23 protein-coding genes and 7 tRNA genes are annotated in these 26,993 nt (G+C 44.0%); 24 read left to right on the plus strand and 6 right to left on the minus strand.

The genetic code is table 11. The features are described 5' to 3' along the window. Positions 1 to 286: 286 nt before the first annotated feature. The 4 genes from I2D69_RS05045 to I2D69_RS05060 all read left to right on the plus strand — a co-directional run bounded on the left by I2D69_RS05045 (position 287) and on the right by I2D69_RS05060 (position 4,926). Complete coding sequence (locus I2D69_RS05045; protein WP_148461767.1) at positions 287 to 1,945, plus strand: hypothetical protein; 1,659 nt, start codon at positions 287 to 289, stop codon at positions 1,943 to 1,945. Between the two features lie 203 nt (positions 1,946 to 2,148). Continuing rightward, positions 2,149 to 3,432, plus strand: a complete 1,284-nt coding sequence (locus I2D69_RS05050; protein ID WP_173719175.1) for a phosphodiester glycosidase family protein — start codon at positions 2,149 to 2,151, stop codon at positions 3,430 to 3,432. 375 nt (positions 3,433 to 3,807) lie between these two features. Next, positions 3,808 to 4,341 (plus strand): methylated-DNA--[protein]-cysteine S-methyltransferase, encoded by a 534-nt coding sequence (locus tag I2D69_RS05055; protein WP_148461765.1) that lies wholly within the window; start codon positions 3,808 to 3,810, stop codon positions 4,339 to 4,341. Between the two features lie 414 nt (positions 4,342 to 4,755). After that, entirely contained in the window at positions 4,756 to 4,926 is a 171-nt protein-coding gene (locus I2D69_RS05060; RefSeq protein ID WP_173716171.1) for a hypothetical protein, read from the plus strand. Between the two features lie 188 nt (positions 4,927 to 5,114). Here I2D69_RS05060 and I2D69_RS05065 read toward each other — a convergent pair whose 3' ends face one another. Further along, the gene (locus I2D69_RS05065) at positions 5,115 to 6,599 is read right to left on the minus strand and encodes a tagaturonate reductase (RefSeq protein WP_195379507.1); all 1,485 of its coding nucleotides are present in this window, start codon (positions 6,597 to 6,599) and stop codon (positions 5,115 to 5,117) included. Positions 6,600 to 6,708: 109 nt separating this feature from the next. Next, entirely contained in the window at positions 6,709 to 8,190 is a 1,482-nt protein-coding gene (locus I2D69_RS05070; protein ID WP_195379508.1) for an altronate dehydratase family protein, read from the minus strand. A gap of 258 nt (positions 8,191 to 8,448) precedes the next feature. Between I2D69_RS05070 and uxaC the strand changes: the two genes are divergently transcribed. The 16 genes from uxaC (at position 8,449) to ade (ending at position 18,272) form a co-directional block, all read left to right on the plus strand. Beyond that, complete coding sequence (gene uxaC, locus I2D69_RS05075) at positions 8,449 to 9,855, plus strand: glucuronate isomerase (RefSeq protein WP_195379509.1); 1,407 nt, start codon at positions 8,449 to 8,451, stop codon at positions 9,853 to 9,855. Between the two features lie 59 nt (positions 9,856 to 9,914). Continuing rightward, positions 9,915 to 10,922: a LacI family DNA-binding transcriptional regulator gene (locus tag I2D69_RS05080; protein ID WP_173773089.1), complete on the plus strand. Its 1,008-nt coding sequence runs from the start codon at positions 9,915 to 9,917 to the stop codon at positions 10,920 to 10,922. A 127-nt stretch (positions 10,923 to 11,049) separates the two neighbouring features. Next, complete coding sequence (locus tag I2D69_RS05085; RefSeq protein ID WP_118579811.1) at positions 11,050 to 11,367, plus strand: rhodanese-like domain-containing protein; 318 nt, start codon at positions 11,050 to 11,052, stop codon at positions 11,365 to 11,367. A gap of 143 nt (positions 11,368 to 11,510) precedes the next feature. After that, positions 11,511 to 12,053 carry a phosphodiesterase gene (gene yfcE, locus I2D69_RS05090; protein ID WP_195379510.1) on the plus strand — a complete coding sequence of 181 codons (543 nt, stop codon included), beginning with the start codon at positions 11,511 to 11,513 and terminating at the stop codon, positions 12,051 to 12,053. 17 nt (positions 12,054 to 12,070) lie between these two features. Then, complete coding sequence (locus tag I2D69_RS05095; protein WP_173773091.1) at positions 12,071 to 13,252, plus strand: class I SAM-dependent RNA methyltransferase; 1,182 nt, start codon at positions 12,071 to 12,073, stop codon at positions 13,250 to 13,252. After that, complete coding sequence (locus I2D69_RS05100; protein WP_195379511.1) at positions 13,249 to 13,839, plus strand: XTP/dITP diphosphatase; 591 nt, start codon at positions 13,249 to 13,251, stop codon at positions 13,837 to 13,839. Before I2D69_RS05095 ends, I2D69_RS05100 begins: the two co-directional genes overlap by 4 nt. Then, the gene (locus tag I2D69_RS05105; RefSeq protein ID WP_173771164.1) at positions 13,836 to 14,315 is read left to right on the plus strand and encodes a metallophosphoesterase; all 480 of its coding nucleotides are present in this window, start codon (positions 13,836 to 13,838) and stop codon (positions 14,313 to 14,315) included. Before I2D69_RS05100 ends, I2D69_RS05105 begins: the two co-directional genes overlap by 4 nt. A 288-nt stretch (positions 14,316 to 14,603) precedes the next feature. Then, positions 14,604 to 14,678 (plus strand) — tRNA-Pro (locus I2D69_RS05110). Between the two features lie 33 nt (positions 14,679 to 14,711). Continuing rightward, positions 14,712 to 14,782: transfer RNA gene (locus tag I2D69_RS05115), tRNA-Gly, on the plus strand. A 20-nt stretch (positions 14,783 to 14,802) separates the two neighbouring features. Beyond that, a tRNA-Arg gene (locus I2D69_RS05120) sits at positions 14,803 to 14,876 on the plus strand. Positions 14,877 to 14,881: 5 nt separating this feature from the next. Continuing rightward, a tRNA-His gene (locus I2D69_RS05125) sits at positions 14,882 to 14,955 on the plus strand. Between the two features lie 9 nt (positions 14,956 to 14,964). Beyond that, positions 14,965 to 15,036 (plus strand) — tRNA-Gln (locus tag I2D69_RS05130). An 8-nt stretch (positions 15,037 to 15,044) separates the two neighbouring features. Then, positions 15,045 to 15,117: transfer RNA gene (locus I2D69_RS05135), tRNA-Lys, on the plus strand. A gap of 63 nt (positions 15,118 to 15,180) precedes the next feature. Next, positions 15,181 to 15,261: transfer RNA gene (locus tag I2D69_RS05140), tRNA-Leu, on the plus strand. Between the two features lie 301 nt (positions 15,262 to 15,562). Then, positions 15,563 to 16,321, plus strand: coding sequence for an RNA polymerase sigma factor region1.1 domain-containing protein (locus tag I2D69_RS05145; RefSeq protein WP_195379512.1), 759 nt, complete (start codon positions 15,563 to 15,565; stop codon positions 16,319 to 16,321). Between the two features lie 253 nt (positions 16,322 to 16,574). Continuing rightward, positions 16,575 to 18,272: an adenine deaminase gene (gene ade / locus I2D69_RS05150; RefSeq protein ID WP_195379513.1), complete on the plus strand. Its 1,698-nt coding sequence runs from the start codon at positions 16,575 to 16,577 to the stop codon at positions 18,270 to 18,272. Between the two features lie 152 nt (positions 18,273 to 18,424). Here the strand turns inward: ade and I2D69_RS05155 are convergent, their stop codons facing one another. From I2D69_RS05155 to I2D69_RS05170, 4 genes are all read right to left on the minus strand, one after another. Next, positions 18,425 to 21,067 carry an ABC transporter permease gene (locus I2D69_RS05155; RefSeq protein ID WP_195379514.1) on the minus strand — a complete coding sequence of 881 codons (2,643 nt, stop codon included), beginning with the start codon at positions 21,065 to 21,067 and terminating at the stop codon, positions 18,425 to 18,427. Between the two features lie 15 nt (positions 21,068 to 21,082). Next, positions 21,083 to 21,754, minus strand: coding sequence for an ABC transporter ATP-binding protein (locus I2D69_RS05160; protein WP_006858253.1), 672 nt, complete (start codon positions 21,752 to 21,754; stop codon positions 21,083 to 21,085). Between the two features lie 135 nt (positions 21,755 to 21,889). Next, positions 21,890 to 22,789 (minus strand): HAMP domain-containing sensor histidine kinase, encoded by a 900-nt coding sequence (locus I2D69_RS05165; protein WP_195379515.1) that lies wholly within the window; start codon positions 22,787 to 22,789, stop codon positions 21,890 to 21,892. Continuing rightward, entirely contained in the window at positions 22,782 to 23,459 is a 678-nt protein-coding gene (locus I2D69_RS05170) for a response regulator transcription factor (protein ID WP_195379516.1), read from the minus strand. Before I2D69_RS05170 ends, I2D69_RS05165 begins: the two co-directional genes overlap by 8 nt. A gap of 592 nt (positions 23,460 to 24,051) precedes the next feature. On the opposite strand from I2D69_RS05170, the gene hflK reads away from it, so the two are divergent. The 4 genes from hflK to I2D69_RS05190 all read left to right on the plus strand — a co-directional run bounded on the left by hflK (position 24,052) and on the right by I2D69_RS05190 (position 26,981). Continuing rightward, complete coding sequence (hflK, locus tag I2D69_RS05175) at positions 24,052 to 25,002, plus strand: FtsH protease activity modulator HflK (protein WP_195379517.1); 951 nt, start codon at positions 24,052 to 24,054, stop codon at positions 25,000 to 25,002. Positions 25,003 to 25,039: 37 nt separating this feature from the next. Beyond that, the gene (locus tag I2D69_RS05180; RefSeq protein ID WP_118579775.1) at positions 25,040 to 25,903 is read left to right on the plus strand and encodes a protease modulator HflC; all 864 of its coding nucleotides are present in this window, start codon (positions 25,040 to 25,042) and stop codon (positions 25,901 to 25,903) included. Between the two features lie 62 nt (positions 25,904 to 25,965). Further along, positions 25,966 to 26,238 carry an acylphosphatase gene (locus I2D69_RS05185; protein ID WP_118579773.1) on the plus strand — a complete coding sequence of 91 codons (273 nt, stop codon included), beginning with the start codon at positions 25,966 to 25,968 and terminating at the stop codon, positions 26,236 to 26,238. A gap of 242 nt (positions 26,239 to 26,480) precedes the next feature. Beyond that, positions 26,481 to 26,981: a MarR family winged helix-turn-helix transcriptional regulator gene (locus I2D69_RS05190; protein ID WP_148461750.1), complete on the plus strand. Its 501-nt coding sequence runs from the start codon at positions 26,481 to 26,483 to the stop codon at positions 26,979 to 26,981. Positions 26,982 to 26,993 lie beyond the last annotated feature (12 nt).

Below are 26,993 nucleotides of genomic sequence, written 5' to 3' on the forward strand. Positions count from 1 at the left end.
TGTGGGAAAAATTTTTGTTTTATTGGTCACAGATGGAACAGTAACCACTTTTTTGTCACGGGAATCGTCAGAATATTTATGGGTTATTGACAATAAGTTCGGCAAATGCTATTCTGATATTAACTTGTTTTGTCAGATATGTCTGTTATGGAACTTTGTATAGTCCGTGACGGATCGTTGACAGAAACTGGTTGCTTAACTGGTAATGAGAGCAGTTGGGAATTACCAGCAAACAGCAACGGGAAGATTGCAGAATCCGTAAGGATTTATACCAAAGGAGGATCTTATGAAGAGAAAGAAAATTACCGCAATTTTGTTAGCATCCCTTATGGGAATCAGTGCAGTACCGGCTACCACATGGGCAGCAGATTCTTACAAGGAAACTGAGAAAGCAGCCTTTGCCAAAATGATCGAGGAATTTGGTGCTGATTACGCAAAGAGCCTTTCTGAAATGGATACAGAAGAAGTTAAGGGAAATGCGGAAATAAAGGTAAGTCTGGAAGATGGTGGAAAAGCAATTCTGGGAATGCTTTCTCCTGTGGATATCTCCTGGCTGGCGGATGCTTCCATCAGTGGAAATGTAAGCATGTCTGATAAGTCCATGACTGAGTTTATGGATGTGAATGTAAATGGAACCAAGATCTGTACAATAGAATATTATTTTGATACAGAGAATTCTGAAATTTATATGAGAATTCCGGAGCTGAGTGATGGCTATATTAAAATGAATATGGAGCAGATGACTCAGGAAGCAGTGGAAGAGGCAGATCAGGAACTGGATTCTTCCTTTACCACGAGTCTTGATCTGGCAGATAGCATGAACAGCTATTTTTCCACTCTGGAGAACCTTCCGGAAGCAGACTTAGTGACATCTATTCTTACAAGATACACAGATATTATTTTTGATAATGTTGCAGATGCTGAGAATCCTGGAGCACAGGAAGCTGTTGCAGGAGATGTAAGTCAGGAGCTTAGCGTTCTGGAAGGACATGTTACACAGGCAGAGGCACTTCCAATGTTCCAGCAGATTCTGGATACAGCCAAGTCTGATGAAGAACTGAAGGGGCTTATTGAGACCTGGACAGAAGCCATGAATGATCCAGATTATACTTATGAGACTTTCCTGGAAGCAATCGAGGATATGGAGAAAGATCTGGATACAGAAGCTGATGAGACTGACGAGTCCGGATTTATTTTAAGGGCATGGGTTGACAGTGACGGAGAGGTTGTTGGACGCCAGTTCCTTCTGAATGATGAGCAGGAGGAAGAGCTTTTCGGATATCTGTGTACAGCGGATGGAGATAAGAGAGGATTTTCCATGCAGCTGGGTTCCGGAGATGACAAGGTTGCAATTGAAGGAAGCGGTGAGCTGAAAGGTGACCTGTTAAGCGGAACTTACACGATTTCTTCCGGTGAAGCGGATGCAGCTGTGATTGATGTTACAGATTATGATACCAAGGCAGTACAGGACGGAATCTGGAAGGGAACTTACACAATTTCCGGTGCGCCTGTGGAAGATGAAGATGGAAATTCCTATGATCCATTTGGTGGAATGCAGTTGATCTTTACAGCCGATGGTGCAGATGAGGACAGCATTGACTGGAATCTTGCTATTGCAGCAGGTGGTGCAACTCTTGGTTCAGTTTCTCTGACAGGCGGCAATGGCGGTGAGGCACTTGCAGCAGTTGATGTTGCTTCCCTGACAGATGTTTATGATTTCAGTAATGATGATGAAATTGAAGCTTATACAGCTTCCATGAATATGGATGCAATCACAGAGAATCTGACCAGCGCAGGCATGCCTGAGGGATGGCTGGACGATGTGATCGCTGCTACAGGCGACAGCGATATTGAGAGTACGGAGACAGATGGTGTTGCTGAGTCCGAAGAGCAGACAGATATGGCTGGAGATACACTGGATGACAGTGAGACACCGGCAGCTTAATCAGTAATTTATGCGAGCAGGCAGCCGCATAATAATTACCTGCAGCAAGGCAAATACAGCGGGGCAGACGAAGTAATTTGTCTGCCCCGAATTTTTTATAACCAGAAAGCAAATGCTTAGTGAGTTCTGTACATCACGGAGCGTGTAACTGTGAAAGTACTGAACTGTTACGATTTTTTATTGAAATGAGGGGGGAGAAGGAATTGAAAAAAAGAAGCTTTGGGATTATCTGTTTTCTGTTTTTGATATTTACCATGTGTTCCTCTCCGGTGTGGGCCGCTTCTTATGTGAAGGCTTCCAATACGACTGTGAGTATCACTTCGAAAAAGCATGGCTGGGTGAAGCGGGGAAAAGACTATTATTTTTATAATTCCAAGGGAAAACTGCTTTGGGGAAAAATTACCTACAAAGGTCAGCGTTATTACAGCACAAAGAATGGAAAACGCTATACAGGCTGGCTGAAATCAGGCGGGAAACGGTATTATTACAACCGGAAGAATGGCATTATGTTCCGCAACCGATGGGCTACAGGAACGAAATACTCTTATTATTTCAATAAGTCAGGTGTGGCAATTGCCAACCGCTGGCTGAGCTACGGAGGAAAGCGATATTATTTCCTTCCTAATTCCAGAATGGCAACAGGATGGCAGAAAATTGGTGAATATCGTTATTATTTTGATAAGAAAACAGGTGCTTTGTATACAAATGTGTGGGTGGGAAAATATTATGTAAATGATAGCGGGAGAAGAACCGGACAGACCAGACCGGATGTGAAGGTGAATGATAACCGCTATACATATAAAAGCAGCTCTCTTAATATTGATCTGCGCAGAAAATCCACACATAATGTTCCTTACTGGGTAGCGCTGATAAAAATCAAAAATTCCGGACAGCTGAAATCCGCTTTATCTTATGGAACCTATGGTGGTGCCAGACAGACTACCTCCGGTGCGGTTTCTGGTAATGGGGGTATTATCGGAGTGAATGGAAGTGCGTTTAGTTACCAGACAGGGCGGCCGTCACCTCTTGGAATGTGTATCAAGAATGGTGTGATTTATGGAAATTATGAGACCAGTTACAGCGTAATGGCTGTAAAATATGATGGCACTATTTATACACCAGAGCAGGGATTAAAAGGCGAAGCTCTTCTGGAAGAGGGCGTGAAAGATACCTATAATTTTGGTCCGATTCTGATCAAAGATGGACAGGCCCAGCCTGCCTGGTCAGAAACAGCCAAATATTATCCGAGAACTGCTGTGGGAATGGTGAAACCTGGCATTTATGTGCTTCTTGTCACCGACACTGGCAGTTACGCCGGTCTGAACCACTGGGATCTTGTTAATATCTTCAATAGCTATGGTTGTCAGTACGCCTACAACCTGGATGGCGGCGGCTCCGCCACATTGTATTACAATGGTCAGGTCATGAATAAGCTGATTAATAATTATGAGAGACCATGTGGGGATTTTCTGTATTTTACAAATTGATGTGTTGACAATGAAAAGCATTTAAGGAGCATGTTGTATGAACGGTGAATGAGGAGCCTAAATGAAAAAGCTATGCAGAATTTTGATACCAGGTGCTTTTGATGGTGCCATATGTTTCTTGTTATTCACTTACCAGGTGCAGGCGGTAGAGAGTCCATCTGCTCAGTCTCCCTTAGTCTGGGCAGACCCAGGATGCTGATGTTTTTATCGATATCCCGAACCTGCGTCAGTATGGTGGCTACACCTGCGGAACCACTTGTGTGCAGATGGTGATGATTTTGCTCAGCGGATGAGTGGTTAAGGGAAAATGGAAACTTTGTTTTGTAAATCTGTTCATAGGAATCGTAGGATTCCATGCATTTTTGAGGTATAAATATGATATACACATACAAATATAAATCGCCGTTAGGGCATATTTTACTGGCGGCAGATGAAGTGGGAATTACTGGTCTATGGTTTGAAGGACAGAAATATTTTGGGAATACACTTCCAGACAAGCATATTCCACAGGAAACAGAGATTCTCACGGAAGCGAAAAAATGGCTGGATGTTTATTTCTCCGGTGAAGAACCGAAATTTACTCCGCCACTTCATCCGGACGGCTCAACATTCAGACAGGCAGTGTGGAAGATTTTATTGCAGATTCCCTATGGACAGACGATCACATACGGAGAAATTGCCCGCAAAATGGCAGAGATGAAAAATGTATCCCGCATGTCTGCCCAGGCAGTTGGAGGTGCGGTTGGACACAATGAAATTTCTATTATCATTCCCTGCCATCGTGTGATAGGCACAAATGGAAGTCTGACAGGGTATGCCGGGGGAATTGATAAAAAGCTTTCGTTGCTTGAACTGGAACACGCGGATATGAGTTATTTATTTGTTCCAAAGAAAGGGACAGCATTGTAGGAGGCAGTGATAAAACTGTCCTCATTTTGGGTTATTTTGGAGAGCCAAGATTGGACGGAAAATAGAATCTTGGACATATTTTGGACATATCTATTAAATGTTACAGAAATATTACGAGAATGGTGAACCCCAAAACCCCGCAAACCCTTATAAATCCAAAGAGAAACACCCGGTAGGGGAGCTACCGGGTATTTCGAGGGGAGTATAAATAATTAAATAAGGGGTTATGTAAAAAAATTTTTGAAGGGTAAATTCTTTTACAAAGCCAATTATAATATAAATTGGAAAAAAAAGCAATATCATTTTGATGAATATTCTTTCTGCAATTGGTTACAATACACAAAGTAATCTGAAAACAGCTGCTGGGTGCGGAACAGAACGCGAACAGCGGCATTCAACAGGAGGAATACTCAAATGGCAAAAAATTATGAGTCTGAAAACAAGAACAGCAAAAATTCAACAAACAGATCTTATGAAAATGAGATGAATTCTCAGGATTGCAAGAATTCTTACTCAAAAAACAGCAGCAAAAACAAGAGTCGTAATTCTTACGAGTCTGGGGAAGATACTACTTCCAGATATTAAAATATTTTAAGAAAGGGCGCAGGGTCTGTTGACTCTGCGCCCATGTTGGGAGGTTTAATGTATGCCGGAGGTTTTTGATGAGCAATGCGGAAGGAAATCCAGAGCCTTTTTCAGACACGCTCTAACGTTGCACGCGTCCTGCACCGTCGCTTTCAATCATGGAAAGAACTTATGATTCAGTAATATATTTAAGCCAGTGCTTTCATTACTTCATACGCACCATTTTCACGGATCTGAGTTAAGTAATTGCATACAGCTGCTTCAAATCCGGAAATCTGTGTCAGATCTTCGCCCCAGAAGGAAGTATTGGTGCAGACTGCATGAACAAGATCCGCTGCGGAATCATCTTTATGTGCAAGGTAGAATTCGAGAACTGCTTTGTCATCTTTTACAGTGTATTCATTAGCTGCTCTTTTGGCTGTAAGTCCGTCTTCGCTCATAGCATATCCGTTATAGAATGCAATGTAGAAGGCGAAAGAAGCTGTGATGCATGCAGGAAGTGTACCTTTGCGTTCAACATATTTTTTGAGTGACGGCATAACACGTGCTTTCCATTTGGATGTAGAGTTCAGAGAAATGGAAAGAAGAGCGTGATCGATAAATGGGTTTTTGAAACGTTCTGTAACAGCAGCGGCAAAATCTTTGAGCTCTGCTTTTGGAAGGTCCAGAGTAGGGATGATCTCATCATAAATAGTTTTGTTCATAAATCCACAGATCACATCGTCGTTCATGCAGTCTCTGACAATATCATGTCCTGCAAGGTAAGCACCCAGTACAAAGGAGGTATGAGCACCATTTAAGATACGTACTTTTCTCTGCTTGTATGGTTTGTGATTGTCTGTGATCAGGATTGGAAGGTTCGCTTTGTCAACCGGGAATTCGTCTTTGATTGACTGAGGTCCTTCGATTACCCAGAAGCCGAAGATTTCACCTGTGTCGATCAGGTTATCTTTATAGCCAAGTTCTTCACAGATTGCAGCAGCTTCATTTCTTGGATAACCTGTTACAATACGGTCTACAAGTGTAGAGCAGAAGATGTTTTCAGCTTTGATCCAGTTGATAAAGTCTTCACCAAGATTCCACTGTTCAGCATATTTTAATACACATTTTTCAAGCTCTTTTCCATTATCATCGATCAGCTCACAGGAAAGAATGATAAATCCTTTGCCGGCTTCCTGACCGAATTTCTGGAAACGGCGATACATAAATTGAGTAAGTTTTCCAGGATAGCTGCCAGCCGGAACATCAGTAAACTGACAGGAAGAATCATAAGTAATTCCGGCTTCTGTTGTATTACATACGATAAAACGGAGGTCCGGGTTATCTGCACATGCGAGAACTGCTTCAAAATCCTTATATGGATTGAGACAACGGCTTACACAGGAGATAACACGCTTTTTATTTATTTTTTTGCCATCCTGGAATCCACGGAGAAATAAGGTATAAAGACCCTCTTGTTCGTTGAACCTGTCATCGAGATCTGGAGCGATTGGCTGGCACAGAACAACTTTGGAGTTGAATCCGGCTTTTTCGTTTAACTCATCTATAAAATAATCTACAAATGCACGGAGGAAGTTTCCTTCACCAAACTGAAGTACACGTTCCGGCGCTGATTCAAGAAGGTATCCATCATAGCCCTGTTCTTTTAAAACAGCATAAGATAATTTTTTCATTTTCATTTTTCCTCATATATAATGATATGAGTGTTAAAAGGTCTTTTGACACTCATTTGATATCCGGATTGCTACGCAGCTACGCTGCTTCCGCAATTCGATTTATGTTTTATAAAGTAACGCCCTGTTTGAAGATTGCCATATCATGGAAACCTGCTTCTTCGGATTTTGATTTCTTTCCGGATGCAATCTCAAGGACAAAGTCCAGAAGATTTTCTGAAAGCTCATCAAGAGGAGTGTCATTTACCATGACTCCACAGTTGAAATCAATCCAGTTCTGCTTCTTTTTGGCAAGCTGGTTATTTGTGGAGATTTTTACTGTAGGTACAGGACTCGCAAATGGTGTTCCGCGTCCGGTGGTAAAAAGTACAATGTGTGCACCGGATGCAGCAAGGGCAGTAGAGGCGACAAGATCATTGCCAGGTGCACTCAGCAGGTTTAGTCCTTTTTCCTTTACAGGTTCTCCATAAGAAAGAACTCCCATAACAGGTGCACTTCCGGATTTTTGCGTACATCCAAGAGATTTATCTTCCAGACTGGAAATACCGCCTTTTTTGTTTCCGGGAGAAGGATTTTCATAAATGGTTTGGTTGTGACTTTTAAAATAGTTTTTGAAATCGTTGACAAGGGCAACTGTCTGGTTGAACAGATCTTCTGTCTCGCAGCGGTTCATAAGTAATTCCTCAGCGCCGAACATTTCAGGAACTTCTGTAAGAATCGTGGATCCGCCCATGGAAATCAGTTTGTCAGAAAATGCACCAACGGTAGGGTTTGCCGTGATTCCGGACAAGCCATCAGAGCCGCCGCATTTCATACCGATCACCAGCTCAGATGCACTGATTGGTTCACGCTTAAATGAGGATGCATAGGAAATCAGTTCTTTGACAGCTTCAATACCATCACGGATCTCATCTTCGCATTCCTGGGCAACGAGAAAACGTACACGCTCAGGATCATAGTCCCCGATAAATTTCTTTAATTCATCGATGTTGCTGTTTTCGCAGCCAAGTCCAAGAACCAGAACTCCGCCTGCATTGGGATGGTTCACTAAATCAGCAAGGATCTGACGTGTGTTATTCTGATCATCACCCATCTGGGAACATCCGTAAGGATGGGGAAAAGCACAGACACCATCAATCTGGTCTGTCATGTACTTCTGTGAGGCCCGCTCAATAGCAGATGCGACATTGTTAACGCAGCCTACTGTAGGGATGATCCAGATTTCATTACGTACACCAACACGGCCGTCTTTTCTGCGATAGCCCTGGAAGAATTTTGGCTTCTGGTGTGGAAGCTCTGTGACATTTTTGTTATATGTATAAGTAAGAAGATCTCCCAGCCCTGTTTTTAAATTGTGAGTATGAATCCAGGAACCTGCAGAAATTTCTGTGGTTGCACATCCAATGGGATTACCATATTTAATAATGGAATCACCAGGCTTGAGATTTTTTAATGCAAACTTGTGTCCTTGCATGATGTCTTCTGTAAGAGTGAGTGTGGAGTTATCAAGTTCGATCACAGTGCCCTTCGCCAGAGGCTGAAGCGCAACGGCTACATTATCTGAAGGATTAATTTTAATAAAAGATTTCAAGAAATCAACAACCTCCTTTATGTGAAAATAATATATGTAAGAGCTTACATTCAAATTACATCAACAAAACAGGAACGTCAATAGAAAATGGGAAAAAAGCTAAAAATGGTAAAAATACACAATATATCATGCATAAATTTGGCTGTTCTTCAAATGCTGTATGAATTGAAAATGACACTTATTTATCGTATACTGTGATTAAAATGTAAGACCTTACATTTTCGCTGGAACGGATAGAGAGAAGAGGAGAATTATTCTATGAAAGCATTTATGGACAAAGATTTTTTACTTTCAACAGAAACTTCAAAAAAGTTATTTCATGAGTATGCAGAGACAATGCCAATTGTAGATTACCATTGCCATATCAATCCCCAGGAAATTGCAGAGGACCGTAAGTTTGAGAATATTACCCAGGTGTGGCTTGGCGGTGATCATTATAAATGGCGTCAGATGCGGTCAAATGGAGTAGATGAGTACTACATTACTGGTGGTGCCAGTGACCGTGAAAAATTCCAGAAATGGGCAGAAACTCTTGGTAAAGCAATCGGAAATCCGCTCTATCACTGGAGCCATCTGGAATTGCAGAGATATTTCGGATATACAGGATATCTGAACGGAGATACAGCCGAAGAAGTGTGGAACCTGTGTAACAAAAAGCTTCAGGAAGATGATATGTCTGTAAGAAACATTATTCGCAAATCCAATGTAAAATTAATCTGTACAACAGATGATCCGATAGATGATCTGAAATGGCATAAAGTTCTTGCAGAAGATGAAAGCTTTGAGGTAAAAGTGCTTCCTGCATGGCGTCCGGACAAGGCAATGAATCTGGAAAAACCGGAATATCCGGAATACATGAAAAAGCTTTCACAGGTTAGTGGCGTTGAAATTGCTGATTTCGCAGATCTGAAAGAAGCCCTTCTTAAGAGAATGGAATTCTTTGCACAGATGGGATGCAGTGTATCTGACCATGCACTGGAATATGTTATGTATGCGCCTGCGGCAGAAGAAAAAGTAAATGAAATCTTTAAAAAGAGACTGAATGGCGAAAGCATCTCAAGAGAAGAAGAAATGATCTTCAAGACAGCTTTTATGCAGTTTGTTGGAAAAGAATATCATAAAAAGAACTGGGTAATGCAGATCCATTATGGATGCAAGAGAGACAACAATGCATTTATGTATGAGCAGCTCGGACCGGATACTGGATATGACTGCATCAATAACTATGCGCCAAGTGCTCAGACAGCAGATTTCCTGAACTCTCTGATCGCATCAAATGAACTTCCAAAGACAATCCTGTACTCCCTCAATCCTAATGATAATGAGGCAATCGGAACAATCCTGGGCTGCTTCCAGGGAACAGAGGCAGCAGGCAAAATTCAGCAGGGAAGTGCATGGTGGTTCAACGATCACAAAACAGGTATGATCGCACAGATGACATCACTCGCAAATCTGGGACTGCTTGCAAACTTTGTTGGCATGCTTACTGATTCAAGAAGCTTTTTGTCCTATACCAGACATGAGTATTTCCGCAGAATTCTTTGCAAGCTTATTGGCGGATGGGTGGAAAATGGAGAGTATCCAGCTGATTATAAAACTTTGAAGGAAATCGTGTGCGGAATTTCGTACAATAATGCAGTAGACTATTTTGGGTTTGACCTGTAAAATGATTGATATCAGAAAGCTTATTTTCTATTATTACCAGAACGAACAGGAGAACTATAGTGAATATATATGATATTGCAAAGCTGGCAAATGTTTCCATCGCAACAGTATCCAGAGTGGTCAATAACAGTCCGAAAGTCAGCCCGAAGACAAAAGAAAAGGTTCTTGCGGTTATGAAAGAAAATGAATACACGCCGAATGCGTTTGCCAGAGGCCTTGGTCTTGGATCGATGAAAACAGTAGGAATCATCTGTCCAAACATTGACGATATCTATATGGCAAAAGCAGTATCTTATCTGGAGCGAAATCTTCATGCTCATGGATATGACTGTATTCTTGGCTGCAGTGGATTTAAACAGGAAGAAAAGGAGGATTATGTCAGACTCCTTTTGTCTAAGAAAATAGACACGCTGATACTGGTTGGTTCTACATATGCAGGAAATGGTAAAGATGAATCTGACACAGATTATATTCGGGAGGCAGCGGAACAGGTTTCCATATTTATGATTAACGCAAAGGTTTCAGGCGATAATATTTACTGCACCTATGCGGATGATTTTCAGGCTACTTATGAAGTGACGAAAGCCTTTATACGGAGAGGAAAAGAGAAAATTCTTTTTATGTATGATTCAGAATCCTATAGTGCCAGGCAGAAAATGGCGGGATACGAAGCTGCATTGCAGGAAGCCGGATATCCGATTTGTGGAAATCTGAAATTCAAGACCAGAAATGACATTGAATATACGCGGGATATGCTGCTTGAATACAACCGGACCCTTGATTTTGACAGTGTCCTTGCAACGGAGGATGGAATTGCAATCGGAGCAGTAAAGTATGCAAAGATTAAGGAACTGGCGATTCCTGAAGAACTGCCTGTTGCCGGATATAATAATTCAATTCTTGCAATCAGCAGTGATCCTGAGCTCACGTCGGTGGACAGTAAGCTGGGCGTAATGTGCAAAAAGACAGTGGAACGAATGATCGATCTTCTTGAGAGAGAAATACAGATTGAAAAGAATGTGTGTGTTCCGTGCGAAATAGTCCGCAGGTGTACAACGGATTTCTGATCTTGATTTATATTTAACCGAATCAAGTAAGTCCCCTGCGGAGGTTGCGAAAAGCAATACTTAAAAAAGGTGCATTTTGGCACCTTTTTTGTATTTGTGGATATACTGATAAAAAAGGGGATTTTCCATGTTTCCTGTAGAGCCGATTTCCGGAAAAATGCTGGATTATTATGTTGGACGGAAAGATTCCTTTCTTATAGATTTAAGAAATCCGAAAGAGTACCATACCGGACATATAAAGGGAGCGGTAAATGTGCCATATGAGAAGTTTGAAGAAATGCAGACATATGATTTTCCAAAAGGGAAAATACTGGTGCTGTATTGCGACAGAGGCGGGGCAAGTCTTCAGGCAGCCAGGATTCTGGCGCGAAATGGATATAAGACAAAAACGGTGATCGGGGGAATGAAGGAGTACAGAGGGAGAAATCTGATATGCGATATATGAGAAAAAATTCAAAAGAGTACTATCTTGTAATTTCCATCAAGGCATGATAATGTAAAGAAGAAAAATGTCCTTTTCATGAGGTTATGTAAACCGAAAAGGAGAGAGACAATTCGAACACTAAAAACAGAGGAGAAACCAAGTTTATGAAATATATGTTTGCTTCTGACATCCATGGTTCTGCTTACTATTGCAGGAAAATGCTGGATGCTTTTGAGAAAGAAGGGGCAGAGCGCCTGGTTCTGCTGGGCGATCTGCTTTATCACGGACCAAGAAATGATCTGCCAAAAGAATATGCACCTAAGCAGGTGATTCCCATGCTGAATGCCATGAAAGACAAAATTTATGCTGTGCGCGGCAATTGTGAGGCAGAAGTGGATCAGATGGTTCTGGAGTTTCCGGTGATGGCAGATTACTGCATTCTGGCAATTGACGGCAAGACGCTTTATGCGACTCATGGACATGTTTATAATCAGAATAACCTGCCGCCCTTATGCGAGGGAGATATTCTGATCCATGGTCATACCCATGTGCTGAAAGCAGAGCAGATGGAGGGATACATTCTTTTGAATCCGGGTTCCGTATCCATTCCGAAAGAAGGAAACCCGCCTACCTATGCGATGCTTGAGGACGGTGTTTTTTCCATCATGGATTTTGACGGAAATATTGTAAAAAGCATAGTGCTTTAAGAAGGGAAAAACAGTGAATGAGTACAGAAAGATTTGAACTGATCGCACCCTGCCATTTTGGTCTGGAAGCGGTTTTGAAAAGAGAAATACTAGATCTTGGCTACGAGATCAGCAAGGTGGAGGATGGTAAGGTTACTTTTCTGGCAGATGCCCAGGGAATTGCAGATGCCAATGTTTTTCTGCGTACCACAGAGCGTATTCTTCTGAAGGTTGCGGAAGTGAAAGCCGAGACATTTGATGAGCTTTTCGAGGCAACGAAAGCTTTGCCATGGGAACGTTACATTCCTGCAGATGGCAAATTCTGGATTGCGAAAGCCAATTCAGTGAAGAGTAAGCTGTTCAGCCCGTCTGATATCCAGTCTATTATGAAAAAAGCCATTGTAGAGCGCCTGAAGGGCGTATATAACGTGTCCTGGTTCCCGGAGGATGGGGCAAGTTTTCCTATCCGTGTGGCGTTTATGAAGGATGTGGCAACTATTGGAATCGATACTTCCGGTGTTTCTCTTCATAAGAGAGGGTATCGCCAGATGACCGTTAAGGCACCTATTACAGAAACCCTTGCCAGCGCATTGATTATGTTAACTCCGTGGAAAAAGGACAGAAGTCTTGTAGATCCTTTTTGCGGAAGTGGTACTTTTCCAATCGAGGCGGCTATGATGGCTGCAGATATTGCACCGGGTATGAACCGTTCTTTCCTTGCCGAGGACTGGAAGCATGTTGTGCCGAGAAGATGCTGGTATGAGGCTGTAGAAGAGGCTCAGGACAGAGTGAATCTGAAAATCGAGACAGATATTCAGGGCTATGATATTGATGCTGAGGCGCTGAAGGCAGCCAGGGCAAATGCGAAAATGGCAGGAGTAGAAAGCCTGATCCATTTTCAGCAGCGTCCTGTGAAGGAGCTTCATCACCCGAAGCCTTACGGATTTATCATTACGAATCCACCTTATGGCGAGCGTCTGGAAGAAAAAGCAGCTTTGCCGCAGCTTTACCGCGAGATCGGTGAGAGCTACCGCGGGCTGGATAAGTGGTCTATGTATCTGATCACTTCTTATGACAAAGCTGAAAATGACATTGGGCGCAAGGCGGATAAGAACCGTAAAATCTATAACGGAATGCTGAAAACATATTTTTACCAGTTCCTGGGACCAAAGCCTCCAAGACGTGCGGCACAGGAAAAGAAAGAGGGCACTGATAAATGAAGAAGATAATCTTTGCAACAGGAAATGCAGATAAAATGAAAGAAATCCGTAAAATCCTGGCAGATCTGGATGCAGAAGTGGTATCTATGAAAGAAGCCGGGATTCAGGCTGATATTGTGGAAGATGGCAAAACCTTCGAGGAAAACGCAGTGATTAAGGCGACTGCCATCAGCAAGCTCACCGGTAATGGGGAAATTGTGCTTGCCGATGACTCTGGACTTGAGATTGATTATCTGAATAAGGAGCCGGGAGTTTATTCTGCGCGTTATATGGGCGAGAATACAGACTATCATATTAAGAATGCAAATTTGATCCAGAGGCTGGATGGCGTGCCGGATGAGCAGCGTACAGCCCGTTTTGTCTGTGCTATTGCAGCAGCTTTTCCAGATGGAAGAGTGGAAACTGTGCGCGGAACCATGGAAGGCCGTATAGGATATGAGGAAAAGGGAGCCAATGGCTTTGGATATGATCCTATCTTTTTCTTGCCGGAATACGGCTGTACATCTGCAGAGCTGTCTATGGAAGAAAAAAATAAAATCAGCCACAGAGGAAAAGCTTTGCAGGCAATAAAGGAAGAATTACGATGAAGGTGCTGGTTGTCAGTGATACGCATGGGAGAGATGAGTCACTGGAGATGGCAGTAGCTTTGGAGCAACCCTTTGACTATCTGATTCATTGCGGCGACGTGGAGGGCAGGGAATTTTTTATTGAAGCGCTGGCAGAATGTTCCTGTACCATTGTGGCAGGAAATAATGATTTTTTCAGTGATCTTCCAAGAGAGGATGAGATTTTGCTGGAAGGACATAAGATCATGGTGACTCATGGGCACAATTATGGTGTGTCCATGGATCTTTATGGGGTTTCGGAAGAGGCGGCAGCCAGAGGCTGTGAGATTGTTTGCTTTGGACATACCCATAAGCCAGTGGTGGAGAAGAAAAATGGTGTACTGGTGATCAATCCGGGAAGCCTTTCTTTTCCGAGACAGGAAGGCCGCAGACCAAGTTATGCGGTGATGGAGCTGTATAAAGGGGAAGAGCCGGAAATTGAAATTCGGTATTTGTAACTGAAAAATACCTGTATGTTTGACTGTGGAAATGAAATGTTTTTTGAAATATTTTTTTGAAAATAGTCGAAAAAGAGAAAAATGCAGGTGGTGGAGGGCCTGAAAACCCGCATTTTTAGCGGGTTTTCGGGAATTACATCTTTTTTCGAAAAAAATATAAAAATTTATAAAAAAGGTGTTGACAAATGGGAGACCATATAATATAATAACTCTTGCCTTGAGCGAGAGAAAAGAAATTCTTGAGAGCACAAGGAACGACAACTTCATAGAAATGATGTTGTAAGACATCGGGGTGTGGCTCAGTTTGGCTAGAGCGCCTGGTTTGGGACCAGGAGGCCGCAAGTTCGAATCTTGTCACCCCGACTGCTGTAACAACATTACCGTTTCAGCGTAAATGCGGGTGTAGTTCAATGGTAGAACACTAGCCTTCCAAGCTAGATACGTGGGTTCGATTCCCATCACCCGCTTCTCTGATGAAGAGAGATATGTGTCAGTAGCTCAGCTGGATAGAGCAACGGCCTTCTAAGCCGTGGGTCGGGGGTTCGAATCCCTTCTGACACGCTGTGGTGGGTATAGCGCAGTTGGTTAGCGCGCCAGATTGTGGCTCTGGAGGCCCAGGGTTCGAATCCCTGTATCCACCCTTTGCCTTTGGGCTATCGCCAAGCGGTAAGGCACAGCACTTTGACTGCTGCATTCGCTGGTTCGAATCCAGCTAGCCCAGTCCTATATGGAGCATTAGCTCAGTTGGTAGAGCACTTGACTTTTAATCAAGTTGTCCGGGGTTCGAATCCCCGATGCTTCACTTGCGAATGAGAACCGGAAGCCTTATAAACAGAGGCATTCCGGTTTTTTAAATAATATATATGCGGATGTGGCGGAATTGGCAGACGCGCCAGATTTAGGTTCTGGTGTTTACGACGTGCAGGTTCAAGTCCTGTCATCCGCAGGAAATGAGGAATGATCTGGATCGGATTTTCGAGATGAAAATTAGATCCGGGTCATTTTTTTAACTTGCTTGCTGCTGTTCGCTGATAACGTTCCGTGAGGTGTTTTTTGTGAACAAAGTTCACAGAAAACCCGAGAGTTAAGTTTGCACAGCAAACGCTACTTCTTGTGCTTGTCACAAGAAGGTTCGTCTTTCTGTGCATCGCGAAGCGCGTTACTGTGAACGGAGTGAACAGTAATGCCTTGATTTTACAGGACGGATTTGTTATAGTTTACACAACGAAGAAGCATGGAGGAATAATATGGACGTTATTCAGTTTCAGGAGAAATTAAGGAATATTTGTGAGCTTGGAAAGCAGAATGGAAATATGCTGACGCATGAGCAGATTCGGGAGCATTTTGCAAGTACTGATCTTGAGACCAGTCAGATGTTAAAGGTACTGCAGTATCTGAAACTGCAGGGAATTATGATAGAGGGAGACACTGCCCCGGTGGAGACAGAGGAAGTGGGTGAGACGGAACCGGAGTCAAAAGGAACCAGCACCCCGCTTACTTCAGAGGAAGAAGCATATCTGAAGGATTACCTGGCAGAGGTAAGCAACGGTAAGGAAGTAAGTCCGGAGATGCTTCACACACTGTTTGAGAATCTGGCAGATGGGGATGCCATTGCAGAGGCAGCTCTTACCAGCATTTATCTGCCGGTAGCGGCAAATATGGCCGCAGATATGAACTGTACAGAGATTCAACTTGCAGATTTGATTCAGGAGGCGAATGTGGTGCTGCTTACGGCTCTTTCCGACCCGGAGACAGAACGTAAAGATGATGCTTGGCTACGTCTTCAGCTTCGCAAGGGAATCATCGCTGCCATTGAGGAGCAGACACAGCAGAAATTCCAGGATGATTGTCTGGTAACGAAGGTGGAGAAACTGGAATCGGCAGTGAAGGATCTGACGGACGATGACGGGGAGAACCGTTTTACCATTGATGAGCTGGCGGTTATTCTCGATATGAATGTGGATGAGATCAGGGATATTCTGCGTCTTACAGGAGACGATAAATAATTATGACAAGTGAAAATCCGGGAAAATTATGGAGATAAGGCTATCCTGTCGGAAATGAAAACAATGCTGCAGAATTGATGGAAACACCGGAGGTGATTTAAAAGTAAAAATCATCTCTGGTGTTTTTTTGTCTTTTCTGGATGTTTTGAAATTTACATTGAAATTTCACTGTACAAGTGTTACTATCATAAATAATAATCAAAATATTTTTGCGTACAATAAATATTATTTGACAAATGAAAGGAGGATATATATGAATTTGGAAAAATATCAGCAGTATTCCAGAATTGCAAGAGGTTTGGAAAAGGCAGACCTGGTATTGAAGGATGCGAGGATTGTGAATGTTTTTACGGAAGAGATCATCCGCGGAGACATTGCCATACAGGATGGGATTATAGCAGGAATTGGAAGCTTCCATGGGAAAGAAGAACGTGATCTGGCTGGCAGATATGTATGTCCGGGATTTATTGACAGCCATCTTCACCTGGAATCTACACTGGTTACACCGGCTGAACTGGTAACGGTTGCCTCCAGACATGGAACTACCACTTTTATTGTGGATCCCCATGAATCAGCCAATGTGTCCGGTCTGGCAGGAGTTGATTATATTCTGGATCAGACAGAGAATGTAAAAGCCAACGTATACGTAATGATGCCTTCCTGTGTTCCGGCTACTTCCATTGATGATAATGGATGTACTCTTACTGCTGAAGATATGGCTCCTTATCTTCATAACAGCCGGATTCTTGGACTTGGAGAAGTAATGGACAGCATTTCTGTGGTACAGGGCGAGAAAAGCATGCATGACAAGCTGGAGCTGTTTGAAGGCAGAATCCGTGATGGCCACGCTCCGTTTCTGGAAGAGGGGGATCTTCAGGCATATGCCATGGCAGGGATTGCTACGGACCATGAGTGCAGCTTCTTTGATTATGCAATGCGAGAACGGCGGAACGGCCTTACCATTCTCGTAAGGGAAGGCAGTGCTGCCCGAAATCTTGAGGCACTTGTGGGCGGTCTGGTACAGAGACACATGAATGGTGACGGATTCTGCTTTTGCACAGATGACAAGCATATTGAGGATATCCAGCGGGAAGGGCATATTGACCATAACGTGCGAAAAGCTATCCGCCTTGGCATGAATCCAGTGTCCGCTATTAAGATGGCAACTATCAATGCAGCTAATTGTTATGGACTGAAAGACAAGGGGGCAGTGGCACCCGGCAGGCAGGCAGATCTTTTGGTTCTTTCGGATCTTGTCAGTGTGACCATAGAAGATGTGTACTTTAAAGGGCAATTGGTAGATAAAAATGCAAAGATTGTTATAAAGCCGTGTGCCCCTGAATTGAAAAATACAGTGCATGTGGCTGAATTTTCCAGAGAGGCATTTCAGCTGGAGTCTGCAGATGGAATCTTTCCGGTGATTCTGGCAGAAGAAGGACAGATTACTACCAGAAAGGGAACTCTGAAAGCAGGGGATGGTCCCTGCAAATTCCAGTCCGATGACGATTATCAGAAGATTGCAGTTGTAGAACGTCATAAGATGACGGGGAAAATCGGCTGTGGCGTGATCGGAGGTTTTGGTATCCGTGGTGGAGCAATTGCGTCCAGTGTATCCCATGATTCCCATAATATTATTGTGATCGGAGATAATGATGAGGACATGGAGCTTGCTGTGCGGGAACTGATGCGTACTCAGGGAGGCTATACGATCGTAGAGAATCATAAAGTATTTGACACTCTTGCCCTTCCGGTAATGGGACTGATGAGTGATAATGGTTTTGAGAAAGACAATGAGACTCTTGGGCGAATGATCCATAAAGCTCATGAAATGGGTGTGAAAGACGGTCATGATCCGTTTATTACGCTGTCCTTTATGGCTTTGCCGGTTATTCCGCAGATCCGAATTACACCAAGAGGCGTTTTTGATGTGGAAGCGTGGAAGTTTTTATAAGATACCAGGATTGCGGGAGTGCAATACACGAGACGGTTGTCTTGTTTTGAACGAAACCCCGAAACCTATTTAAAAACTGTGACGGAATATAAACCCGTAGATTTTCAGCCCTCTGCCTTTTCATTGGCAGAGGGCCGTTTTTTGCTTAACAGTTATTGAGTATCCCTTAATTGCTCTACAACACTGCATTTCGCTGCGTTGTCATACATCATGCAAGGAATCAGCCACCCCAGCAGAAGAAATAACGGAATTGTAAGCAGGACAGGCAGAATGGTGAATCGATACTCAAAGAACCAGAACATACTGCCCAGCATTTTTCTCGCAAGAGGTCCCACCGCCAGCGACAGAATAAAGGCCGCCGCTACAGAAGACATTGCGTAAAACAACCCCTCGTAGATCAGCATGGTTTTGAGCTGCCGGTTTGTCATTCCTACAGCCTGAAGCACAGCAAATTCACGGCGGCGGGAAAGAATACCGGTCATCATGGCGTTGAAGAAATTTAAGAGTCCCACCAGCCCGATGATAGCACAGAGAATACCACCTATCAGAAGGAACATCTGCCGGAACTGAGCAAATTCAGAGCGAGCCGTGGCCTTGCTTTCATACATCAAGGGCGAAAACTCACCGGCAGTGAGCTTCGATAGATATTGCTCTGCTTCGGCCTCGTCAACTTCGTCCGCTGTGTCGAACAGGTAGAGCATCGGAATGGCTGCACCACCGCTGTCCCTCTGTGCGGTGTCCACAGACAAAACTACGTCATATCCAATACCACTATAACGATAACTCATGGAATTCGGAAGTTCTACCAAGGCGCAGACCGTGTACTCTACATCTCTGGCTCCATACAATTTTGCCTGAAAGTACTCCTCCGGTGTATCTTCGGTGAGTTCCCCGGTGCGGCTGTCGATATATTTCACATCGTCCGCATAGGTAACGGTGATCGTGTCTCCCACCTTGGGGTAGTATTCAAGATTGGGCAGATTACCGTAGTCATCTAAGGAAACCGCAATGGCAATGGCGTTATTGTCCGGCTCCAACATGGGAGAAATATCTCCGTCGAATACTTGCAGCTTGTCAAACAGACTGTTATCCAGAGCCTCGATTCTGGTATCTCCCATCACCATATTGCCCCGGTGCTCCAGACGGCTCATATGGCTGTCCAACTGCTCGGCGCTTTCGTACTTTGCATAGTCCTGCCGCAGAGCATTCTCCGTCATCCACAGGTAGGCGGGTTTTCGCACAGCATATCCCGTGCCGGAAAGACTGGCCTTTGTGTTTGCTGCGATCTCTTCGATTTGTTCTGGCGTGATGAATTCATCTGCCGGGTTGTAACGGAAATAGTCGGGCGTGCTGACGATAAAATCGGCGCAGGTCATGGCGGATACATACTTCTCCATGCTGAAGCCGCCCACAAAGGCACACAGCGCATTGAACAGTGTCACCGACAGTGCCAGAGACACCACCACCAGCACCGTCTTTTTCTTGTTTCGTCCCAGATTGGCAAAGGCCATCTGATGGAGCTTTGCTCCCCGGATGCTGCGCCGTTTTTTCTTGGTCTGCATCACATCCGTATATTTGGTAGCCTCCACCGGAGAGACCTTGGCTGCCATTTTTCCGGGCTTAGAACAGGACAAAAGCACCGTCAACAAGGCAAACAGCATGGACCCAAGGAAGATCACAGGCGAAGTGCTGATGGTGGTGATGCCTGTATCCAACTGGATGGAGTGCAAGACAACAGGCACCAAAACAGCGCCGATGCCGTAGCCCAGCAGCAGCCCCGCCGGAATGCCGATCAGACAAAGCAGAAGTGCCTGCTGGCGAATGATGCGTTTGAGCTGCCGGGGCGTTGTGCCAATGGTTTTCAGAAGTCCGTAAAACCGGATATCCCCTGCAACAGAGATCTGAAAAATGTTATAGATGATAAGATACCCAGTGAAAATCACCAGCAGCAAAAAAGCTGCTATGGCGATCACAAGTTCCGGATCAAGCTTCGACTCCAGCTGGGATGAGGTATATCCCCAGTTGACGCCGATCCGGACGCTGTTGGGATCGGTATAGCTGTCCCATGTGTAGCCAAGATCGGTATCCACCTGCTCCATCTGCCCTTGAATGTTTGTGCCGGAGGCCAGCATGACATTCAAATCGGTGCGGAAAGGCTGTAAACCTGTTTTTACTGCCTGCGCTTCGATGTCATCTGCGTAATCACGGCTGATGTTGATGTAATGAACAGGCATTAGTTCATCATAGTCCCAATAGCCTACCAGCGTAAAGGTATCTGTTACAGTAAAGGCGGTTTGATCCTTGTCCGTAATGGAATAGGAAACCGTGACCTCGGCGCCCAGCTCCGGCGTTACGCCAAGCAGCTGCAACGCTGCCGTATCCATGGCTACCTCTTTGCCGCTTTCGGGCATCCGTCCGGTAGTAGGGGTTGCATAGCTCCATTTAGTGCAGTTGGCATCCATGTAGCTGATCTCTGCCGGTACTTTGGCAAAGACCCCCTCCGCAGTGATACCGATTACCTTCCGTATCCCCGCAGCCTTCACCTTTGGGTGGGCAGCGATGCGTTCCGCCTGCTCGGGGGAAACATCCTTAAAGGTGCCGTGTGCATAGCCGCCTACCTGCCGAAACTGGTAGGTTTCATAGCTGGCGTTCAGTGACAAGACAATGGTGAACATGGACGTAAATAGCAGCGTTGTCAGCGCAATGGCAAAAATAGCAATCAGATTGCGGCGACGGTTCGCATAAAGAGATTTTAAGCTGAGCTTTCGAATACATTTTCTGTTTTTGACATTCATCGTAGCCACCTCCCGTTAGTTCTGGGAGACGATCCGACCATCTTCGATACGGATAATGCGGTCTGCCATCTGCGCAATTTCTTCGTTGTGAGTGATCATTACGATTGTCTGGGCGAACTTTTGACTGGTGACTTTCAAAAGGCTCAATACATCCTGGCTGGTTTTGGAATCCAGATTGCCGGTGGGTTCATCTGCCAGAATGATAGCGGGTGCTGCCGCCAGCGCACGGGCAATGGCTACCCGCTGCTGTTGACCGCCTGAGAGCTGATTGGGCAGCGCATCCAGACGATCATCCAGCCCAAGTGTCTGTACAATCTGCTGTACGAAATCCTTATTGACCTTGCCACCGTCCAGCTCAATGGGTAGAACAATATTTTCATACACATTCAGCACCGGAACAAGATTATATGCTTGGAACACAAAGCCGATTTTCCTGCGACGGAAGATGGTCAGCGCTTCCTCCTTCAGGGAGAAAATATCCTGTCCGTCCACCATGACCGTGCCACTTGTAGGGCGATCCAGCCCGCCCAGCATGTGCAGCAGCGTGGATTTGCCGGAGCCGGATGTGCCGACGATTGCAACAAATTCGCCCTTCTTTACACTTAAATCAACTCCATCCAACGCATGAACTGCGTTATTGCCGGAGCCATAAATCTTTTTCAGGTTTTTTGCCTGTAAAACTTCCATAAATGAGTACCTCCATGAAAAAATCTGTATGTATGAAAGGAAATGATCCTTTGATACATACAGATTATCGCATAGGAATCTTTCCACATTCTTTCCGGCGGAAAATGAAATCTAACAGTTTTGATAGAATTGTTGTTATTTCGGCAGAAATATGGAAAACGTACTTCCTTTTCCCGGAACGGAAGCAACCTTGATATAACCGCCCTCGCCGGATATGATCTGTCGGGCAAGGTATAAGCCGATGCCCACACCTTCTTGTTTCTGCACACTATTTGAGCGGTAAAAGCGAGCAAATATCTTCGCTTGCTCACTTTCCGGGATGCCTGAACCGGTATCCGATATATCGATCCTTGCAAACATTTCATAGCTTACGGCAGAAATAGTAATGGTGCCATGCTCTGTATATTTGATGGCGTTGTCTACGATATTAGCCAGCGCTTCCGCTGTCCATTTGAAGTCGAATACAGCAAAAGCATCGGTATCTTGCAGTCGCAAAGACAATCCTTTTTCAGAAGCCTTGGCAGTATATTGTTCTACTACGCTTTCAAGCAGCGGCTGCAGCGCTGCTTGCTGAGGGGAGAGTGAAATGATCCCGTTTTCCAGTCTGGAAAGCTTTACGAGAGAATCGATCAGAAATCGCAGCTTTTCCGATTGTTTGTACAGCGCCTCCACATTTGCCTTCGCCGATGCAGGCAGAGTTTCCTCCTTCAGAAGCTCGCTGTATAACAGCAGGTTTGCAATCGGCGTTTTCGTCTGGTGGGAAATGTCTGCAATCAAGGTTTTGATTTTGTCTTTTTCCTGCGCTATATTTTGAGAAGATGCTTCTGCTGCGGAAAGATAGTGCGCAAACTTCGTTTCCAATGCAGACAGCTGGCTTTCATCAAAATTGGTTTCAGAAAAGGAGCCGGTCATGGCAGCGTCTAGCATCCTTTCGATTTCTTCCATCGTTTTTCTGGCCTTTCTCCGCTCCCATAACACAACAGCTGCCGCCGCCAGAAAACACAGCAGTATGATCACAATGCCGGTTTTATTCATCTTTTGTCACCCAGCTATAACCGATTCCATAGACGGTTTTAATATATTTCTGTGCACCAAGCTTATCCCTCAGACGCTTGATCGTAACAGACAAAGCATTTTCATCCACATATTCTGCGCCATCTGTCCAGATCCGGTCTACAAGGTCTCCACGGGTCATGGTTCGGCCTCGGTTTTCAACAAGCAGACGCAGTAATTTTTGTTCGGTTTTGCTCAATTCCACTTTTGAATCTGCCACATAAAAGGTCATAGCCTCAAAGTCAAAGTGAAATAGATCCATATGGAACGGCGCATTTTTATGGTTTGACGCTTGCTTTCGCAGTTGGGTATTCACCCTTGCCCGCAAAACCGAAAGAGAAAAGGGCTTGGTAATATAATCATCAGCGCCTCTCTCCAGTCCGTCTACGATATCCAGATCGGTGTCATTGGCAGTCAGCAGAATAACAGGAATCCCGGGCGTGTTTTCCTTGATCTCCCGGAGCAGCTCAAGCCCACTGCCATCCGGCAGATTGATATCCAGCAGGATCAGGGATACACCGCCGCAAAGCAGCTGTTCCTTCGCCGTTTTTAGGTCTTGGCAGGATATAATCTGACGGTCATCTGCTTTCAGTGCTTTACTTAAACCCTGATTCAACCCTATATCATCTTCAATAATCAATAATTGTTCCATGTATCTCACTCCCTCGTTATTCAAATGCCACCATTATTTCCTTGGGCAATTTTTCGTTCTCACAGTTTAGAAGATAGGCTATTGGCTATTGCTCTGTTTGCAAATTTGTTTGTTTTCACTGTATCCCAATCAGCAAGCCGGATGATCTATGCTGTGCCGTTTTTTTACTTTCTTAATTGTATCATGCTAATGTAAAGAAATCCATATTCTCTGAAAAGTTGTCCTGTTTTTTGAAAAATCGGCATAACCATAGTAGAAAGAGTCAAACACCTGCCAATCACGGCGGGAATGGGGATTTATGGGCGTGGAAGCTAAGATAAGTGAAAAAATATAAAAAACATCTTGATTTTCATGAATACTTATGATATGATACCGCTCAAAGAAAAGGGAGTAGCGGCCATGAAGAGATAAATGGAATTCCGTTTTTTCTGAATGGTGCATAAATGCGTCAGAACGGTAGATGAAACTACCCGCATTATGAGATAATCAGCGAGACTTTTATTTCAGGCATTATGACAGTGCCTGGGATAAAAGTCTTTTTTTATTCTCCCTTTTTGAAAACTATTGTTGGTAAAAGAGATGGAGGAGAAAAATGAGTAAGCGAAATGGAAAAATGAAATATCTGGCAATCGGTGCTGCCGGGCTTATAGCGGCAGGGGGATTGGCTCTGGATGCAACTTACCAGATTCAGGAGCAGGAACAGGCAGTACTCACAACCTTTGGAGTGCCAAAGGCAGTAACTGAAACGGGATTACATTTCAAAGTCCCTTTTGTACAGCAGGTGCAGAAGGTAAACACCACGATCCAGGGATTTCCAATCGGATACAGTATGGGGAACAATGAGGTGGTGGAAAATGAAGGAATCATGATCACTTCGGATTATAATTTTATTGATGTGGATTTCTTTGTAGAATATCGAATTTCAGAACCTGTAAAATATCTTTACACATCTGAGCAGCCGGAAGAGATTTTAAAAAATATTGCGCAAAGCTGTATCCGAACTGTGATAGCAAGCTATAACGTGGATGAGGTTCTGACCACCGGAAAAGGAGAAATCCAGAGCAAGATCAAAGAGATGATTTTGAATCAGATGGAGGAACAGGATCTTGGAATTCAGTTGGTTAACATAACAATACAAGATTCCGAGCCGCCTACTGAAGAAGTGATGAAAGCATTTAAAGAGGTGGAAACTGCGAAACAGGGAAAGGAAACGGCGCTTAACAATGCCAATAAATACAGGAACGAAAAGCTTCCCGAAGCGCAGGCCCAGGCAGACCAGATTATTCAGGATGCGGAGGCACAAAAACAGGTGAGGATCAATGAGGCAGAAGCTGAGGTGGCAAGATTTAATGCAATGTATGAGGAATATGTGAAGAATCCGGAGACCACAAAAATGCGAATGTTCTATGAAACCATGGAAGATGTGCTGCCTGGTATGAAGATTGTGATCGACAACGGAAGTGGCGTGGAAAAGATATTGCCGCTGGATTCTTTTTCCGGAGACTGGAAAACAGAAGAAGATACAAGTGAAGAAACTAAGTGAAGTTAAGATAAGTATCTGATAGAAAGGATAAAAAATTATGAAAATGAAAAAAGCGGCACTTATAGCAGGCATTCTCGGAGCAGTAATAATCGGTTCTTCCATAACTATAACCCAACAAAATGAATACAAGCTGATCCGTCAGTTTGGTAAAGTTGACAGAGTGATCTGCGAACCGGGAATCAGCTTTAAAATTCCATTGATAGAAAGAACACAGTCTTTACCAAAGGAAACGTTGTTATATGATTTGGAAGCATCTGATGTGATTACCAAGGACAAGAAAACCATGATCAGTGACAGCTATGTTTTGTGGAGAATCACAGATCCCCTTAAATTTGCACAGACTCTGAACTCTTCTTTGGAAAACAGCGAGAGCCGAATTAATACGGCCGTATATAATGCCACAAAAAATGTGATCAGCAGTCTTTCCCAGGACAGAGTGATCACAAGCCGTGACGGAGAATTATCGGATATGGTGATGGAAGCCATTGGAGATAATATGGAACAATATGGAATAGAGCTGATTAAATTTGAAACAAAGCAGCTGGATCTGCCGGACGATAATAAGGCTGCTGTGTATGAGAGAATGATCTCAGAGCGTGATAATATTGCTGCTACATATAAAGCAGAAGGCGATTCAGAAGCAAAAGTAATCCAGAACAAGACGGATAAGGAAGTGACCATTCAGATTTCAGATGCGAAGAAGCAGGCTGAGATTTTGAAGGCAGAAGGGGAACAGGAATATATGAAAATTCTTTCCCAGGCTTATGGGGAAGATGAGAGAAGTGAATTTTATTCCTTCGTAAGAAGTCTTGAAGCACTGAAAGCTTCTATGCAAGGAGAAAACAAGACCGTTATTTTGTCATCGGATTCCCCGATTGCTCAGATTTTTGAGGGAAAATAATAAAAATTCTTGCATCTGCCGGTATTGACGTATATCATAAGGTACATAAGGAGTGACAAAAGATGGCGATAGTGAGAAAACACATATATTTTTCCGGGCAGGTGCAGGGCGTTGGATTTCGTTACCGTGCCAAAAATGCGGCGAGAGCCAATGATCTTACCGGCTGGGTGGACAATCTGTGGGATGGCAGAGTGGAAATGGAAGTCCAGGGAGAGCTTTCCGGAATTGAGCGTATGATTCAGGAAATCGAGATGGGAAGTTTCATCCGGATTGAGAATTATCAGATGGAAGACCTGCCTGTGGATGAAAGGGAGTGGAGCTTTTATTCGAAATAAAAAGGAATGCCAGGAGCAATGGGAATTTTGCTTCTGGTATTTTTTTGTGTAATAGAAATATTACGGAGTAATTTCCTATTACACAAAAAACGCTCCGCGAGCAAATAGCAAAGCGGATATTGAAAAAACAGGATTGACATTCAGAAACATGCCCCTTATAATTAGTTCGAACCCGAACAGTTCGAACCCGAACAGTTCGCACATGAACTATTTTGTATGGAAGTATATGAAAGAAGGGAAAGATGGAGAAAAAGAAGAAAACTGGTCCTGATGAGTGCTGCAGGGCGGAACGGCAAATAGGGTATGAGGTTCGTACTCTCAATCAGGTAATTGGGCGTCTGGTGAATTCGTATCAGTCCAAGGTGGATGAAAAAGCCGGAATTAACCGCATGCAGGGGTGGATCATTGGTTATCTGTACCGGCATTCAGAAGAGGCTGTTTTCCAGAAAGACCTGGAAGCAGAATTTCAGATGGCGCGTTCTACTGCTTCAGGAATCCTTCAGGCAATGGAGAAGAAAGGGCTTATTACCAGAGAACCTATTCCAAGAGATGCCAGACTGAAGCGTCTGGTGCTTACAGAAAAGGGAATGGAATTTCAGATGGAAATTATGGAGAATTTTGACCGGATCCAGAAAGTATTGAAGTCTGACATTCCCCAGGAAAAACTGGAATGCTTCCTGGAAGTTCTGGACATGATCCGGGAAAATGCCCAAAGAGAGTGCTGTCTGCGGGATGAAAACTAACAAAAAAGAAAG

It is taken from the genome of Ruminococcus sp. D54t1_190329_F1 (assembly GCF_015551645.1).
Lineage (GTDB): Bacteria > Bacillota > Clostridia > Lachnospirales > Lachnospiraceae > Blautia_A > Blautia_A faecis.

Excerpts from the sequence above, each read along its gene's own strand:
- I2D69_RS05045 (WP_148461767.1), top strand. The coding sequence starts at position 287 with ATGAAGAGAAAGAAAATTACCGCAATTTTGTTAGCATCCCTTATGGGA.
- yfcE (WP_195379510.1), top strand. The coding sequence starts at position 11,511 with ATGAAATATATGTTTGCTTCTGACATCCATGGTTCTGCTTACTATTGC.
- I2D69_RS05165 (WP_195379515.1), bottom strand. The coding sequence starts at position 22,789 with ATGAATAAAACCGGCATTGTGATCATACTGCTGTGTTTTCTGGCGGCG.
- I2D69_RS05095 (WP_173773091.1), top strand. The coding sequence starts at position 12,071 with ATGAGTACAGAAAGATTTGAACTGATCGCACCCTGCCATTTTGGTCTG.
- hflK (WP_195379517.1), top strand. The coding sequence starts at position 24,052 with ATGAGTAAGCGAAATGGAAAAATGAAATATCTGGCAATCGGTGCTGCC.
- I2D69_RS05060 (WP_173716171.1), top strand. The coding sequence starts at position 4,756 with ATGGCAAAAAATTATGAGTCTGAAAACAAGAACAGCAAAAATTCAACA.
- I2D69_RS05180 (WP_118579775.1), top strand. The coding sequence starts at position 25,040 with ATGAAAATGAAAAAAGCGGCACTTATAGCAGGCATTCTCGGAGCAGTA.
- I2D69_RS05155 (WP_195379514.1), bottom strand. The coding sequence starts at position 21,067 with ATGAATGTCAAAAACAGAAAATGTATTCGAAAGCTCAGCTTAAAATCT.
- I2D69_RS05065 (WP_195379507.1), bottom strand. The coding sequence starts at position 6,599 with ATGAAAAAATTATCTTATGCTGTTTTAAAAGAACAGGGCTATGATGGA.
- I2D69_RS05105 (WP_173771164.1), top strand. The coding sequence starts at position 13,836 with ATGAAGGTGCTGGTTGTCAGTGATACGCATGGGAGAGATGAGTCACTG.
- I2D69_RS05190 (WP_148461750.1), top strand. The coding sequence starts at position 26,481 with ATGGAGAAAAAGAAGAAAACTGGTCCTGATGAGTGCTGCAGGGCGGAA.
- I2D69_RS05055 (WP_148461765.1), top strand. The coding sequence starts at position 3,808 with ATGATATACACATACAAATATAAATCGCCGTTAGGGCATATTTTACTG.
- I2D69_RS05170 (WP_195379516.1), bottom strand. The coding sequence starts at position 23,459 with ATGGAACAATTATTGATTATTGAAGATGATATAGGGTTGAATCAGGGT.
- uxaC (WP_195379509.1), top strand. The coding sequence starts at position 8,449 with ATGAAAGCATTTATGGACAAAGATTTTTTACTTTCAACAGAAACTTCA.
- I2D69_RS05085 (WP_118579811.1), top strand. The coding sequence starts at position 11,050 with ATGTTTCCTGTAGAGCCGATTTCCGGAAAAATGCTGGATTATTATGTT.
- I2D69_RS05160 (WP_006858253.1), bottom strand. The coding sequence starts at position 21,754 with ATGGAAGTTTTACAGGCAAAAAACCTGAAAAAGATTTATGGCTCCGGC.
- ade (WP_195379513.1), top strand. The coding sequence starts at position 16,575 with ATGAATTTGGAAAAATATCAGCAGTATTCCAGAATTGCAAGAGGTTTG.
- I2D69_RS05145 (WP_195379512.1), top strand. The coding sequence starts at position 15,563 with ATGGACGTTATTCAGTTTCAGGAGAAATTAAGGAATATTTGTGAGCTT.
- I2D69_RS05185 (WP_118579773.1), top strand. The coding sequence starts at position 25,966 with ATGGCGATAGTGAGAAAACACATATATTTTTCCGGGCAGGTGCAGGGC.
- I2D69_RS05100 (WP_195379511.1), top strand. The coding sequence starts at position 13,249 with ATGAAGAAGATAATCTTTGCAACAGGAAATGCAGATAAAATGAAAGAA.